Genomic DNA, 14,548 nt, shown 5'->3' with positions numbered 1-14,548 from the left:
GACCGGCGCGTATAGCGGCGAGCGTCTGCGCAGCGTTGAGGCCAGCAGCTGTGACTGCGCCTGCGCCTGTGATATAAAGCGGTCGCCTCATGGCCGCCACACAGGCTGGTCGCGTAGTGTTCCGTCACCGCCGATGCCTGTGTATTCCTTGCCCTTGCGGGCAGCAGTAAGGAACATCGGTGTCACGTGGCCGAAGACGATCTCCCGCAGCGCGGGCGCGTTGCGCCGCGTCAAGACCGCAAGACGGGCCTTGAGCGTGACGCGTCTGAGATCAGGCTCGATCACTACCGTGTCGGCCCGGAACGCAGCGTTCTCGATGCGATCGTCGAAGATCAGCCGTACCGGCGCGGTGACGGATGGGAGGCGAAAATCCCAGCGGGTTTCGGGCGTTAGCCCGACTAGCGTCACAGCCTCCCCACCTAGTATCTGCGGCAGGCGCTGGTCGGCCGGCGCGCAAAGATAATGCTGAGAATCGAAGTCCTTAGGCGGAAGGGGCCACTGCGTGTCAGTCCACGCTTGATCATAGGTGCCGGCATAACGGATGCGAGGCTGCCACCCCCGCCCGATTACACCGAATCCCGCAGGCTTCGGCCGGTCGGAAGGACTGAGATAGGGTTCCCCCGGATAGGTGATGTTGGGAGCATGGGTCTTTACCGCAGGGTCGGCCGAGCGAGCATGGTGGAAGCCAACGCCAACCGGGTTGCGTGTTTCGACGCGCCCGTCCTCGGTCGTACCGCCATATGCACGCTCATAGACCAGCGACAAGGTGCGGAAAGGGTGCGGCGTCGAATAGCTGCCAGCGTCGTAGATACGGTCGCCGGCAACCTGAAGCGCCTTGCGCACTACGCCAATTCTCAAGCCAACCTGCATCTCGCGAACCGGCTTGTCGTTCGGCGCGTATGCGGTGCCATTGACCACGACCTCGGCGACCGTCTTCACTGGCGCGATATCGGCCTCATAGCGTATCGAGGAGGCTGCGGGGTCGCCGAACGGCTCGTCGCTCAACGCCACGGGAAGTTGTTCGGCGGCCGGCCAAAATGGGGCGCCCGCGTCGGCCGCCTCGAAGCTCGCGGAGAACATGGCGACCATGAGTTCCTGACCCTCAGCGTCGACCTGTACCATGGTGGCGGTGGCAAACGGCGTGCGGTTCTCTATCCAGACGTTGAAAGCAGCCATGTCAGCACCAACGCCCCTCTTTGGACAGGCCGACAGGCCAGTAGGGCTGGCTGGCCAGCACTTCGACGCAAAGGTTCTCGCCAGCTTCGATCACCCATGCAAGTAGGAATATCGGCGGGTCGACGGATTCGGCTCCACCGTCGTTGAGGGCGTCGCAGGCCAGCCAGAACTTGCGCACCACGGCGATGAAATGCATATCGGCAGCAGGACCAGCCGGATATTCCTGAGTTAGGAAGTCGCGCGCGGCCTCGGGGCTGCCGAGCCTGACGGTCTGATAGGTCATCGCCTCCTGCCAATCAGAGGCGACACGCTCCACGTGCGGCCGGAGTTGGTCGAGATAGGTCGCGAACAGTTCGCGATGTGGCGGCGCTCCCGGCTGTGGCACGGCCGATCCGGCAAGCGGCGCGCCGGAGAGCATGAGGTCGTCCGGCGCTTCCAGAAGGCGACGAATGTTCTGCTCGCGTCGATGCTGAGTAAGGATCGGGGACATGGCTCGGCTCCTCTCAGACCACGTGGTCGCTGGCGTCGAGACCAACCGGCTGGTAGACCAGCCAAACAACGGCGTCGACGAGATCCTCGTCCTCGCCATGCAGCGCATCCACGAGCAGCAGCCAGGGAGCGATTGGAACACCGTCTTCAAATCGCCGATTGTCATCATCTTCGTCGTCGATACCCCAGTCGTCCTCCGACGGCGGAATCCTTTCAACAGAATCACGTGCGTCGCCGTAGGTCTCGATTTCCTCGTTGATCGCCACCACGCTAAGGTAATATTTGCGGAAGACCGCCAGCACGAATGGATGCGAGGACGGACCGAACGGCCAGCGGGCCTCGATTATACGGGCGGCTTCCTCCTTTGAAGAGGTTTCGCCTGCAATCTTCACCTGAAGCTTTGCCCACCACTCGTTGGCCGCGCCTAAGGCTTCACGCAGGTCAAAAACGTAATTTCCATACAGGCGATCGAAGGCATTCATGCGCGTGTGTCCTACGCCAGATAGGTCTTGATGCGCTGCTGAACCTGGGCAATGGTCTCATTATACCGCGTGAAATGGGCCATACCTTTCTGCACATTATTAAGGCTGTGGTTGGCGCATTGTGGCTGAACTGCGGCGTTGGATGTTGCCCACCTCTTGAACGCTGCTCCGTTCCGGCAACCACCTTTGTACCATGCGATGACGATCGGGGGCTGGTGGTCGGCCGTCTTGCCCGGTTTTCCGCAACGTGCTCCTGTTGGCCCGATCACCCAGCACGGCTTGCCTTGGATATGGGCAGTCTGCGTGGGAGTAGGACCATATCCTTTGCCTGAACGCTCGTAGTGACGGGAGCATCTCTTCTTTCCCGAGAAAGCCTTGCGTCGCTTGAAGCGGGCAAGGGCGGACATGTCGCATGCCCCTGCGGGCGCGGATGCCGCCGCCTGGCCCATCGGATCGCCGTGGCGGCCAACCCCCTTGCCCTCGACTTTCACCAAGAAGGACCAGAGCATGAAGAAGCCCTTACCCTTGATCTTGTGCGTAACGACGTTGCCGCCCTGAACACCGCCTTCGTCGCCGGAACTCATCATAATCTCGGACGCGTTCTCGAGCGCGGTAGGCTCGCCATCAATTTTAACGCTCTTGCTTCCCTTAATAAGGTCGCCGGCCTGCAGCATGTTTACATAGGGCACAGGCACCGGCCCGGCCGGTGGCGGAGGAGGGCTGAGACAAACGTCGCCTGGCGCAATGCCCTTGCCACCACTCCCCTTGTGAAAAAAGCCCATGCTCTCAGCGAAGACAGTAAGGCCCATCGTCAGATATCCTCGATTGTGGGCTTGGTGGCCCGTAGCTTCGGCAAGGCGTTGTCGGCGAGGTCGTGGATATCAGCGAAGCTAAACTCGATGACGTCGAAGTCATCGCACCAGAACGTTATGGCGGAAGCGTCGCCCGTGCTCGTCTCTCTCAGCAAGGCCAGCGTCTCTGCTAGCTTGGTGGTTGACCAGTTTCCTTCCACAGCGCCGTTAAGGCAGGCGGCGATTTCGTCAAACCATCTGGCGGTAGGTTCCGGTGGCGGTCCAAGCCGCACAATGGCAAAGGGGTATCGGCGCCCGACACGGTCCTCGCTCATGCGCCATGCGCCGGCGCAGGGTAGGTCACCAAAAATACCGGGCTGCATAGTAAAGCGCCAGACACGCGAGTCCAACTCACCTTCATCCGGCCGCGCCAGCAATTCCATCGACATCCAGCGGTCCCAGCGGTCGATAAAAGTCCGCGGCAGGTTCCAAGCGACGAAATCCCCCGTCGCCGGGATCTTGCCGTAGAAGCCGGGCGCGTTCATATCTGCGGTGGACATGTGAATTTCTTGAACATTTCGAGGTTGTAGGGGTTTTCGACGCTGGCGGCCTTGAGCTCGAAATCGGCGTACATGCCTTTCGTGCCTAGGCGCAGAGTGTAGACGTCAGTCAGCGCCGTGCCGGCGAAGCGGCCGCTGCGCAGCATCCTCAGCCATGCCCAGCTGCCGGTCTCGTTGAGCATGATTTCGGGCGATCCGTCGATCGGCTGGAAAGCGAGCGAAATGACCCCGGTGCCGTCCTTGCCGGGCCAGGTCATCGGTTGCGGCCGCGTTGCGTTGTTGTAGTAGACGAGGCTCTGGCCATCGAGATTGAGCGTGACGCGCGTGAGGTTGGGAGACAAATCCTTCGGTTCGAGCGTGAAGCTCATCACCGGTCCGGCACCCCCGGGGAAAAGATCGTCGCGGATGTGCCTGGCCTGCTCGAACGCCGCCAGCGCCGAAGGGTCGAGGCCGAAATCGGCGCGCCACTTCCAAGGCTCGCCGGTCGTGTCGACATAATTGATCAGGTGGTCGTTGATGAAACCGTCGATCAGCCCGGCCGGCCCGAACAGGCGGGCGAAATCGTGCACGTTGACGTCGACCGCACTGGCTTCGCTGAAGGGATAGCGATTGTTCAGCGCCGCCTGGCAGAAAGGCAGTATGTCGGCCCGCCAGATGGCGTTGAGTTCCGAAGTGACCGCCTTTTGAGTCAAATTGCTGGTGTCGCCGGCTATCCCGCCCAACCAGCTGTTGATGGGATCGGGCAGAATCTGGGCCTGCCTTGCCACCGCGCCCGTCAGTTCGGCAAGGCCCCCCTGTTTCTTGATGGCGTCCTGTGGATTGGGGTTCGCGGTGACCGTTTGCAGGACGTTCGAAAGCGCGGTCAGTGCGACAACGGCAGCATCCAGCGCCGGTGGCTGGCCGTCGACCTCTGCGATGGTGCTCTTCAGCGGTTTGAAATGTTCGGCCACCAGATTGCCGGTCAGGTCCACCTCACTGGCGGATCCGGCGCGGGGAAGTAGTTTCGCACCCGATGTCGCCAGCTTGCCAAGCTTACCCAGCTTGCCGAGTAGTTTCGAAGCGCCCTTGGCTGCCGCCTTGTCGTCGGCAGGCGCTTCGTCGGAACGGGTCAGTTCTGTCTCCTGGACGACCGCCGTAAGCAGCCGCTTCAGCGCTGAATCAGCACTCGAGAGATCTTTCAGATTTTCGCCGGCGACATTGAGATCGGTCAATGATGCAAGCCTCATGTCGCGCAGGAAGCTGTCCCATTGCGCGATGTAGTCGTCGTAGTAGAGCTTCAGAATATCCTCGGACAGCGCCGAGACGGATGTCTCGGAATTTTCCGAGCAACCGCCGGCGAAAACCGCACGATCGAGCGCCGCCTGGGCGGCGACATCGTCGATGCGGTCGAGAATGACGTCGTGAAAGCCGGAATAGGTGAAAGCGCCCGAAATGCCGACGCGTAATGTCTTGCCCGAACGCCGTGCAAACACTTTGCCGCCGTTTGGGCCGGCGAAATTGGCCGGTATCCACTCCTTCAGCCCGGCCACTGCCGGATCGGCCAACAACTGCTTGTAGCCACGCGCCGGCAACGAAATCGTGCAGACCGTTTTCAGAGCTTCGGCAACCAGGGCCTGGTCCGGCGCGACATAGCTTTCGTCGACCGTCATCCGGCGGATCGCGGCAAGCTGATGCTCTTCGGCGTCGGCTGTCGGAAATGGCGCCGCGGCCGCGAATTCGGGCAGACTGTTCACCCACCAGTTCTGGGCGTAGTCGGGATCCATCTGCGACAGGCCCGTCATCATGCGATAGGTCTTGAGCGCCCCGAGCATGAAGTCGGGATCGCGGATCTGGCGCCACATCGTCGCCTCGAGCAGGGCCACCATCCGGGGCTCGAGCACGTTGCGGAGGGCGTGGTCATAAGTGTCGGCCTGTGCCCTGACCAGTTCCGCCGAGGCCGATGGGCCAAGCAGATCGTGGGCAGCGCCCGGCGGTGCTGTCCGGGCATTTGCGACCGCGTCCATCGCCTCGAGCGCGCCGTCCATGACAGGCTGCTCCACCGATGCCGGGGTTGCGGCAGCGGAGGTCAGTGGTGTTTGCAGCGCTTCAAACTGGCCTGCCTGCGCCGAGATCGCATGGCGGTTGTCAAAATAGGACCAGGTGAACAGGCCGCCTGCCAGCAACGCCGCCGCAGAGCATGCGGCAGCGGCGCCGCGCCAGATCCAGGCGCGGCGGCGTTGCGCCAGCGGGTCGAATGTACCGAGGCCTGCTTCCTTGAAGATGACTTCAGTGAGAAGGTTCTTCAGGAAGAAGCTGCGTTTCTCGACCCGAGATGCGGGCAGGGCGCGCCGCGGCGGAAGACCGAAGGAGGAAGACAGCGCGGCGGTCAGCCGGTCGATAGGCGCTCCTTCCTGCGTCGCCGATGTCAGGTAGAGGCCGCGCAGCCAGGCAGCCTCCTCATACCGGCTTTCGCCGAACATGGCTTCGACCAGCACCTGTATCGGTTCGGACAAGCTTGCCAGTTGGGCGGGAAACCTGAAGATTTCGGCACGGGCGGCGAGTTTGTCCTCGTCCTCCAGGCGCGTCACCAAGCGCCGCTCGAGTTCGGTCGCCAGCGTCGCGATTTCTCGTTCGATGGTCTTGCCATCGACGCGCGCATCCAGCGCGAAGGTCGTCCCCCACACCTGTTCGCGCGAGGCGGTCGACAGGCCGCCGAAGAACGGCTCGAAGCCCTTGATCAGGTCGGCCTTGGTCAGCATCAGATAGACCGGCAGGCGGATTTCAAGCCGGTCGTTGAGCTCGGCCAACCGGCGGCGGATCTTGCGCCCGTGCGCCTTGATGGCCTCGTCGCCCTCCGAAAGGACGTCGATCGAAAGCGCGACGATTACGCCGTTCAGCGCACGGCGGCCGCGATGTTTCTTCAAGAGGTCGAGGAAACCGAGCCATTCGGCCGCGTCGACATCCGGCTGGCTCTCCTGCTGGACATAGCGGCCGGCGGTGTCGATTAGAACCGCGTTTTCGGAAAAGAACCAGTCGCAGTTGCGCGTGCCACCGACCCCCTGCAAGTCGTCTGTGAGGTCGATCGGAAAATTCAGTCCGGACTGCCGCAAGGCGGTGGTCTTGCCGGTGGCCGGCGGCCCGACGATCACATACCAAGGCATCTCGCGCAGGAACTTGCGCCCGCCCAGCTTGCGGCGCCTCAGTTCGGTCATCACCTCGGCGAACTTGGCGCCCACGGCGGCGACGTTCTCTTCGCCTGGGCTGAGCGGCTTTTCCACCGCTGGCGCGGCAATCTCGGCGACGAACATGCGGTTGGCGCGGATCGCCCGGCGCTGGGCAACGATCAGCCAGACCAGCCAGAAGATGACCAGCAGCGCGATGATGACGATGCGCACATTTTCGGAGGCGAAGGGGTCGTAGGGACCAACCCTGACGATCGGACCGAAGATCCAGATAACCAGGGATAGCAGCGTCAGGCCGATCAGCGTCCACAGCCAGCGCGATGTCAGGACCGCCCAGAGGAAGCGCAGGATGAACATCTCACAGCCTCTTTTCGACGAGCACCTCGACGCGGCGATTCAAGGCTCGCCCCTCGCGCGTGCTGTCGCTGGCCACAGGATCGGTGGCAGCCCGGCCCTCCGAATGGACGCGATCCTGCGGCACTCCGTTTTGAACCAGCATGTCGGCAATCGTCCGGGCGCGAGCCTCGGATAGTCGCTGGTTGGTCGACAGCGGGTTGGTCTTTTGCAAAGGAACGCTGTCAGTATGGCCGACCACCGTGATGTTTCCGATCAGCTCCTGATTGGCGAGGATCACCTTGGCGATCGAACCGATCAAGGGTTCGAAACCATCGGTCAGTTGTGGCCGCGATGACTGGAATAGTTCGGGGTTGGAGGCCTGGATGATCAGCTTGGCCAGTGAAACGCTCTCCGTGCCGCTGAGAGCAGATTTGAGCTCGGCCGGCGCCCCCGCCTGGAATTCCGGCAACAGCGCAAAATCCACTTTTTCCGGTGGCGGGGCGTCGACTTTGGGCGACGCGCGGGTGATGTCGCCGCGGGCAGGCGGTGGCAGGGCACGAACAAGTGCGGAAAGCTCGACCGCCTGGCTGCTCAGTCCCATCGACAGCCCGATATGGATCGCCGCGGCTGCAACCGCAGCACCGAGCGCCATGACCCAGATCGGCACGATGAAGCGCTGCGGCTGGTCGGAGGCGATGACACCTTTCCAGTTTGGCGCTAAAGGCGCGCCTTCGGCGTCGGCATTGCGCAGGAAGCGGGCCGTCGCCACGCGAACCGCATTGAGCGAGCGGTCGCCTGAGCGGCCGGGCACGCGATATTTGCCACGGAAGCCGAGCGCCAGGCAATGGTACTGCAGTTCGAGCAATTCTCGGTCCCGGTTAGGATGTCGTTCCAGTTCGTCGAGTCGCGTGAAGAATTGCGTGCCGGCATCGACATCGCCGCGCAGCATGACGACGAGCGGCTGCCGCGGCCAGGCACTGGCCCCGCCCCAAGGCGTGTTCAGGGCCAGATCGTCGAGCAACGCAGCCACCACCCAAGCTGCCTGGTCGGCTCGCTCCATCGAGGACCCCGTCGACATAGCCGTGTCGCGTGCCCGAACCAGTTCTTCGAGCAAACGGGTGCGCAAGACTTCCGGATTGTCTGGCGGCATTGCGCTTTCGAGCTCGGGGGCGAACTCGAGCAAGGGCGCAAAGGCGTTGACAAGCGCGTTCGGGTGGGTGCGAGAGCGTTTTACCAGTGCGCCCGGCGAAAGTGGCGCCATGGGCCTTGGCATCGGCGCGCCGCTCAATCGTATGCGAGTGCGTTCGCGATCCTCCGACAGTCCGAAAGGATCATCGCGGCTCATGATCTCACCTGTTCACCGAATAGCAGTCCACCTGCGGCTCGCTTGGCAACACGCCCGAAACACCGATGACGAAGCCTGGTGCGTCGAGCAGCGAGGCCCAGTGTTCGCTTTTCTGATCCAATTCGAGGCACAGTCGATCGCCGTCGTAAGGGATTTCGCGTGGCTGGGAATGAAGCGGTTTTAGCGGAATGCCGGGCAAGCGCGATTTCCACAGGCCCTCGAACTCGTCGGCCGAGCCGACGGTCGCCTGATTGACGAAGATCTTGCGCAGGGCATCCTCCGACAGCTCCGAGCCGACCCGGATGACGATGCGGCTGGCCACCAGCAGCTTTGGGTTGTCGATGCGAATTTTCCAGACATTGGTCGAGTGCCGCATGACAGGCAGCGCACGCGATTTCGGCTCGATGTAACGAAGGCTGAGAATGAGCGAGCGCAGCGCGTCCGCCAGCGCCGAATAGGCAGGGCCGGGCGCCATGTGATCGTAAGCGGGCAACTCGCCCAGCCGCCGCGCGCTCGATCCGTAAGTTGCCATCGAACCGGCGAGCCCGGCAAGTTCCAGGTAAAGCTCGGCCGGATGGAAGACATCCTGCGCCAGCATGTGAGCCAGACGCGGACGCGCCGCATTGGCGAGATTGAGCATCAACAGATCTTCGACGCTGCGCCCAGGCCCGCCCATGACCATCTTGCCATGCGCCTCGGCGATCTGGTCGAGGCCGGTGACAACTTCCAGAAGCAATTGCCGATACCAGGCCACCGCGCCGGTAACCAGTGCCGGTGGCAGGAAGGTCTCGTCCAGAGAGACGCCGCCATCGGCTCGAACTCCGTTGAGGTCGGCTATCGGCAAGGCGGTGTAGCCACCAACCGACTTGCCAGGTGCAAGCAGCAGCGCCTGCGGACGGGCGATTTCTATTTCTTCAGGATCCGAACCGCCCTGGACAGCGTCGCGCACCGAAACGATCCGCCCGTGATATCGCGCTCCAGAGGCGGCGGCGTGTGCCGGATCGAAGCCGACACCACCGGGAGGCTCCAGCGGCAAGGCGACCAGCACCGGCCCTGCGCCCGTCTCGGGGGTGACCGGCAGCGGTCGCGGCGCGTCCATCCAATCCGGAATGGAAAAAGGTGTCCCATCCGGGAAGATGCCCCGGGCCGACAGGATCGCGACCTGGCCGGATTCCAGCAATGCCTGGTCCAGCGTCAGCTGTCGAAAGCCGAACGTATGCAGTTGTCCGGCCTGCAACGCGCCGCGCACCGTCGCCTCGAAGAAACGATCCTGCTGCTGGAAATGCTGGGTTCGCAGGAAAAGTCCTTCGGACCATAGCACCCTGTTTGCATCGCTCATGCCGCTACTCTCTGCATTGAGCTCCCTTACCTTGGCTGCTAGGCGGAGATGCCGCCGCTGCCCAACGTGACATTGATGGTGAACTTTGATCCCGGCGACACCGACTTGGTTGTCCGCCAGTTCCTGCCGCCAGGTTCGCGGATCAGTGCAACGAAGCCCAGAGCCGTCGCGTCCGGCTCGACAGTGATGGTCTTGGATGCGGATTTTCCGGGCCCGACGGCGATCTGGTCGGAACCGATAAGATCTCCTGCGAGTGCGCTGCCGGCATCCCCCTGCAGCGCAAAATAGTCGGCGGAATTGAATTTGCCGGTGCTTTTTAACCGCATCACGAGAACCGTCACCGGCCGGTCGCCGCCACCTGGCCCCGGATTCATGCCGGCCCCGCCGGTCACGTTGACGGTGATCACCGACGGCTTTGGCGGACCGCTCTGGCACGCTGCAACCAGCCCGGTCGCGCCCAGGGCAATCATCAATTCACGTCGGTCGATCATGGCTTACTCCTCCTCATATGCATCTCGAAAATCAGTGCCGATTTCGCCAAGGAAGCTTTTTTCCGCGCTTTCGGCGATTTCGCGATGGCGTTTTTGATAGAGCTCCCACAGCTTGGCGCCGCGCCCGCCCGAAAGCAGGGTGCCGATCGCCGAATTCGATTTCAGCTCGTCCTCGATCGCTGCGGGATCGAAACGATCGATCATCCGTCGCAAAGCGGCCTGTATGCCTCGCCAAGCGCGCACGTGATGTTGCGCGAGATCGCGAACTGCATCGGCGATGGCCGCCTCCCCGGCGAGAAATCCGGGGCTGCGCTCGGCGATCAGCGTCACGATGGCGTCGTCGACCGACGGCAGAAATTTGAGCGGATTGACTTCGGAGGCACCGACCATTGTCTGGGCGACGCGAGCATTTCCTTTCTCCTCGGCCCGCTTGCGCAGAAGCTGCATCAGCCCTTCCATCATCAGCCGGTATTCGCGGCCGAACTTCTCCATTTCCACGATGCTGTCGCGCCCGGGGAAATCGGCTTCCTCGACGCCCATGCCGCGCAAGAAGGCGGCGCGGAGCGCCATCTCGGCGGGCTGCGCGCTTGCCGGCGGGCGGGCAGGTTTGGAAGCAGCACCCATGCGCGCTGGAGGCAGGACATCGGCCGGTTGCGCGGGAATATCCCAGGGATTGGCGGATGGTGGCCGTTGGGCAATGCGCTCGCGCTGGCCGGTCGAGGCCGAGTTATTTGTCGAACTGGGCGAGGAGACCGGTCCGAAACCAAAATCATCGTTGAAGTCGGACAGCTTTCCCGCTGCGGATTCAGCTCCGTGGCTGGGAGGGGGGGGCCGGTCGAGGCTGAATGGATCCGCCCGGCTGCCCACCCCGCCCTGCTCGACATAAACGGCGGCGTTTTTCGACACCGGCGTTGAAACCGGATCGAGGCTGAACGGGTCGTCGAAAGCAGGCGAGTTGCGCTGGCCGGAGGACGCGCGCTCGAACGCCCCTGGGATCGGCTGCTCGAATGGGTTCGGCAGATCAGCAGGTCGAGGCGGTTGCGGCGCTTCTTCGACCTTGGCGGAAAAGAAGTCATCGCGGCCGATGCTTACCGGCGCCCGCGATGCCGCTGGCAGACGTTCTGGTACCGGCTGGATGACTGCGGGCGCTTGAGCGGCCGCGATCTGCAGGTCGACACAGACGACGTAATCGCCCAGCCTGAGCCGCATGCCGCTTTGAAGGCGTGCGGACTTGCCTGGACCAAGCGGGCTATCGGAATCGTTTATGAACAAACCGCTGCTCGATGTGTCGGTGACGAAATATCCATCTCGCCCGCCAGAGATTTTGCAGTGAGCGCGTGAAACGAACATGTCGGGATCATCGATCTGCCAGCCTGCATCGGCGCTGCGGCCGATCACCAGCTCACCTTCGTCCAGGCGAGTTTGCCGCACCGCCTGGGTGCGTGGCCCTTGCTCTAGCGTTAGCAGCAGACTCATGCCGCGCCCCCCGCCATTTCCGGCCGCCATCCGACGATTGTGCGCAGCCGCATATCATCAGCATCTCCCCTTTCAGCGGGTCGCGCAAGCCAGGCGGTTCGGCCGAGCTGCACCGCTCCGATACGGGGCGGCGGCACTGCTTCACGCGCAAGCACGATACGCAGATCGACATCGAGAGATTCTCCGACCATGTCGCGAACCGCGTGCTGGAACAGTTTGAGCCGCTGGCTGCCCGGCAGGAATGTCTTGAAATCATCATACTTCAAAGGGCCGACCCGCAGTTCGATCCTGCTTTGGCGGGTGAAAACGCGTGGGCCGATCGTCGCCCCCCGACCGAGCACAGCAAAGGATTTTGCGAGGCGGGTCTGGAGGCCTGCTGGTATGATTGTCCAGGCGGCGACGAATTCCTTGATCTTTACCGGCACCTTGAAGGCTTCCGCCAGGAACAGTGTCAGTCGTTCCGGGCCCTCGACCTGGCTGGCGAGCGAAGCCGCCTGGCGAAGCTTCACCATGTCGAGATCGATGTTTCGGGTGCCGGGAAGTCCGATACCGGCCATGGCCGCAAGCATGGCGCGAACCCGGCCACCGACCGCGCGTTCAACCTGAACGGCCGGATTCGCATCCGCCCACGCCCGATAGTAAAGGGCGATCATGCGGTGCTGCAGAATGTTGACGAAATCGACGAAAGTAGTGTCGCTGGTCAGCTGTGCGTTGGCCCCGGCGAACCACCGCTGCGACAGCCGGTCGAGCACCCAGCGCGTCAGATGCAGCGGCATTGGACCCTCGGGGCCCAAGAGACCCAGATTTGCAATCGTGACCCGGGCCGGCTTGCCGTTGTCGGCTTCGCGGAAATGGACCAGGTCCCTGGCCGAGAAGGCGAGGCGCACATGCTGGCCAAGCCTTGCCGGCTCACGGTCGGGACGGCCGGAATGGCCGAACACGGCATTTTGCTGTTCGAGACGGCGCAGCAATTCGAAAAAGTCGAACCCTTCGGACAGACCTTCAGCGGGGTTTGGGCTGGGCTTGTCTAGATCAGGGAGCGATTGCCGGGCGTCATCGGCCATGGCACATCCTCCTGCTTCTGCAGCAGCCGCGTGCGGGTCCGCACGAAACCGTTTATTCCGGCATATCGGGCGAACAGCCGCGCCAGCAAAGCCGAAAGCAGCAAAGTGCTTTGGCCAGCCAGGATGGATTCATCGACATGCAACGTCACCTCGGTGCCGCGTCCGAAGCACATCGGCCCCTCGATCTGAAGCCGCTCCACGACGGGCCGCGAGTCGATGCGGGCGATCGAATGTACATTGCGAGCCAGGCTGGGATCGCCTCGGTCGGCATAGATATCGAGAAGCGCATGCAACGGGTCGACGCCGCGGCCCTCCTTGGCAAGGCTGAGGAAGTTGAGCATGAGCTGTGCCACCAGCCGCCAGGCGAGATCGTCGGCGCGCGATTCACCCTCGGCCCCTGTGGGCAGTGCTGCGGGGATCGCCGGCTGCGGTGGACGCAGGGCTCCAAGGAGCCTGACGATTTCGACCGGGTCGCCGGCCTCAAGCGTCAATGTGGGATTGTCATCGAGGATCGGCAGGTCACGATTGGTGCACAGTGCTACGACGTCGAGACGCTTCAGAGGTCGGTACGCCGGGCTTGCGAGCGGTCGCGATACGGCCAGGAAAACGTCGTCGCCGGTGTATGACGTGCGCGTTAGACCGTCGCGCCGTTCGTCTTCGGTCGCGCGCCGAGGGCGCCGCTCGGTTGAGTAGACCCACCCACTGCCGCTGTTCTGCCCCAGGCTGAACAGTTCCGGAATTTCGGCGTCGTTGCCTTCGGTGTCGGCGTCCTCAACACGAATGATCCGATAGATTTCAAAGTCGCGCGCCCTCGTGCGGTCTGCATGCAAAACCTGGCGTGTCTTACGCGCATCGATCTCGACGACGTTGCACTCACGTTCGAAAAGATTGATGATCGGCGTTGCGAAAAGTTCGAAGTCGGCCGATGTCAGATCGGCCAACTCTGGCACCGGACGCCTGAATTGGAAGACGATCTCAAGCCCTCCGTCGCATCGACGCACGACAGGCTGTAGCCCCGAAACCCGCACATAGTGGAAGCGCTCGGGCATTATGAAGTATTCTCGCAGGAGGCGATATCCTTCGAATGTCGGGCGGGTACGCGGCATCAAGGCTTCGTCGTCGCTGATGCCAACCATTTCGGGCGCTGGCAAGGGCGACAACGGGTTGCTCTTGCCCTCAGCGCGTGCGCCAACGGTTGAGCAAGTGCCGAAGATCGCGTCGAATAGCAGCGGCGCCTTGGTTCGCCCGGCAAAATAAATATCGAGCCGGTCGAGCGTCAATTCGTGGAGCTTGCCTTTTCCGGTCGGGGCCAGCGTGATGCGGAGCGCCGCCTCGCCGCGCACACCGCCGACCGTGGCCATCCCGGCCGCCGCCAACGCGCTGCGGTCCTGAAAATAGCTGACCGAAGTGATTGCTATCGGCCACAGGGTCGTCTCTTGCGCGGTCGAGAAAGTGCAGCGCGTCGAAAGGCCGGGCCGCAGGCTGGAAACCAGCCGGGTGTTGCGCCTGACGACGTGGCCGTCGAGCATGGTCTGGACCTGCTGGCCTGGTTTGAGCACCACCATCGCCGTTGCCGGCGCCGGGGTGACCAGATCGGGATAAAGAACGTCGAGCACACTGCGCGAAAATCGCGAACGCTCGGCGTCGACCTTTAGCCGGGTGCGCGCCGCGAGGAAAGCCACGCCATCCAGCAGCCGCTCAACATAGGGGTCCGGACAGGGGACCGTGTCGAGGGAAAGGTTGCGCGCGACCGCTGGATGCATATCGGCAAATTCGGCCGCAAGGCCGCGGATGTGGGTCAACTCCTCCTCGTAATATTCGACGAAGACCCGATCCAT

The 14,548-nt window shown here is 62.9% G+C and carries 12 protein-coding genes; all 12 read right to left on the bottom strand.

The window, feature by feature from the left end; all coding sequences use genetic code 11:
• Positions 1 to 87 precede the first annotated feature (87 nt).
• Genes FJ426_RS14295 through tssF form a run of 12 tightly spaced genes read right to left on the bottom strand, consistent with a single transcriptional unit; the run spans position 88 to position 14,548 of the window.
• Positions 88 to 1,176, bottom strand: coding sequence for a DUF2169 domain-containing protein (locus tag FJ426_RS14295; RefSeq protein ID WP_140560446.1), 1,089 nt, complete (start codon positions 1,174 to 1,176; stop codon positions 88 to 90).
• A 1-nt stretch (position 1,177) separates the two neighbouring features.
• On the bottom strand, positions 1,178 to 1,666 hold the full coding sequence (locus FJ426_RS14290; RefSeq protein WP_140560447.1) for a hypothetical protein: 489 nt from the start codon (positions 1,664 to 1,666) through the stop codon (positions 1,178 to 1,180).
• Positions 1,667 to 1,679: 13 nt separating this feature from the next.
• Positions 1,680 to 2,147, bottom strand: a complete 468-nt coding sequence (locus FJ426_RS14285; RefSeq protein ID WP_140560448.1) for a hypothetical protein — start codon at positions 2,145 to 2,147, stop codon at positions 1,680 to 1,682.
• 11 nt (positions 2,148 to 2,158) lie between these two features.
• Complete coding sequence (locus FJ426_RS14280) at positions 2,159 to 2,956, bottom strand: DUF4150 domain-containing protein (protein ID WP_140560449.1); 798 nt, start codon at positions 2,954 to 2,956, stop codon at positions 2,159 to 2,161.
• Positions 2,957 to 2,958: 2 nt separating this feature from the next.
• Positions 2,959 to 3,498 carry a type VI secretion system-associated protein TagF gene (gene tagF, locus FJ426_RS14275; RefSeq protein WP_140560450.1) on the bottom strand — a complete coding sequence of 180 codons (540 nt, stop codon included), beginning with the start codon at positions 3,496 to 3,498 and terminating at the stop codon, positions 2,959 to 2,961.
• Entirely contained in the window at positions 3,480 to 7,016 is a 3,537-nt protein-coding gene (gene tssM, locus FJ426_RS14270; RefSeq protein ID WP_140560451.1) for a type VI secretion system membrane subunit TssM, read from the bottom strand. The genes tagF and tssM overlap by 19 nt, the downstream gene beginning before the upstream one ends.
• Position 7,017: 1 nt before the next feature.
• Positions 7,018 to 8,340 (bottom strand): type IVB secretion system protein IcmH/DotU, encoded by a 1,323-nt coding sequence (icmH, locus tag FJ426_RS14265; protein WP_140560452.1) that lies wholly within the window; start codon positions 8,338 to 8,340, stop codon positions 7,018 to 7,020.
• Positions 8,341 to 8,344: 4 nt separating this feature from the next.
• Positions 8,345 to 9,679, bottom strand: a complete 1,335-nt coding sequence (tssK, locus tag FJ426_RS14260; RefSeq protein WP_140560453.1) for a type VI secretion system baseplate subunit TssK — start codon at positions 9,677 to 9,679, stop codon at positions 8,345 to 8,347.
• A 38-nt stretch (positions 9,680 to 9,717) separates the two neighbouring features.
• Positions 9,718 to 10,170 carry a type VI secretion system lipoprotein TssJ gene (gene tssJ, locus FJ426_RS14255; protein ID WP_140498291.1) on the bottom strand — a complete coding sequence of 151 codons (453 nt, stop codon included), beginning with the start codon at positions 10,168 to 10,170 and terminating at the stop codon, positions 9,718 to 9,720.
• Between the two features lie 3 nt (positions 10,171 to 10,173).
• Positions 10,174 to 11,646, bottom strand: a complete 1,473-nt coding sequence (gene tagH, locus FJ426_RS14250) for a type VI secretion system-associated FHA domain protein TagH (protein ID WP_140560503.1) — start codon at positions 11,644 to 11,646, stop codon at positions 10,174 to 10,176.
• Positions 11,643 to 12,710 carry a type VI secretion system baseplate subunit TssG gene (gene tssG / locus FJ426_RS14245; RefSeq protein ID WP_140557374.1) on the bottom strand — a complete coding sequence of 356 codons (1,068 nt, stop codon included), beginning with the start codon at positions 12,708 to 12,710 and terminating at the stop codon, positions 11,643 to 11,645. Before tssG ends, tagH begins: the two co-directional genes overlap by 4 nt.
• Positions 12,674 to 14,548, bottom strand: coding sequence for a type VI secretion system baseplate subunit TssF (tssF, locus tag FJ426_RS14240; RefSeq protein WP_140560454.1), 1,875 nt, complete (start codon positions 14,546 to 14,548; stop codon positions 12,674 to 12,676). Before tssF ends, tssG begins: the two co-directional genes overlap by 37 nt.

The organism is Mesorhizobium sp. B2-6-4, assembly GCF_006441495.1.
Classification (GTDB): domain Bacteria; phylum Pseudomonadota; class Alphaproteobacteria; order Rhizobiales; family Rhizobiaceae; genus Mesorhizobium.
This window is presented reverse-complemented; position numbering and strand designations above follow the sequence as displayed.

Bases quoted from the DNA above. Each gene is read 5' to 3' on its own strand.
- FJ426_RS14295 (WP_140560446.1), bottom strand. From the start codon at position 1,176: ATGGCTGCTTTCAACGTCTGGATAGAGAACCGCACGCCGTTTGCCACC.
- FJ426_RS14290 (WP_140560447.1), bottom strand. From the start codon at position 1,666: ATGTCCCCGATCCTTACTCAGCATCGACGCGAGCAGAACATTCGTCGC.
- FJ426_RS14285 (WP_140560448.1), bottom strand. From the start codon at position 2,147: ATGAATGCCTTCGATCGCCTGTATGGAAATTACGTTTTTGACCTGCGT.
- FJ426_RS14280 (WP_140560449.1), bottom strand. From the start codon at position 2,956: ATGGGCCTTACTGTCTTCGCTGAGAGCATGGGCTTTTTTCACAAGGGG.
- tagF (WP_140560450.1), bottom strand. From the start codon at position 3,498: ATGTCCACCGCAGATATGAACGCGCCCGGCTTCTACGGCAAGATCCCG.
- tssM (WP_140560451.1), bottom strand. From the start codon at position 7,016: ATGTTCATCCTGCGCTTCCTCTGGGCGGTCCTGACATCGCGCTGGCTG.
- icmH (WP_140560452.1), bottom strand. From the start codon at position 8,340: ATGAGCCGCGATGATCCTTTCGGACTGTCGGAGGATCGCGAACGCACT.
- tssK (WP_140560453.1), bottom strand. From the start codon at position 9,679: ATGAGCGATGCAAACAGGGTGCTATGGTCCGAAGGACTTTTCCTGCGA.
- tssJ (WP_140498291.1), bottom strand. From the start codon at position 10,170: ATGATCGACCGACGTGAATTGATGATTGCCCTGGGCGCGACCGGGCTG.
- tagH (WP_140560503.1), bottom strand. From the start codon at position 11,646: ATGAGTCTGCTGCTAACGCTAGAGCAAGGGCCACGCACCCAGGCGGTG.
- tssG (WP_140557374.1), bottom strand. From the start codon at position 12,710: ATGGCCGATGACGCCCGGCAATCGCTCCCTGATCTAGACAAGCCCAGC.
- tssF (WP_140560454.1), bottom strand. From the start codon at position 14,548: ATGGATCGGGTCTTCGTCGAATATTACGAGGAGGAGTTGACCCACATC.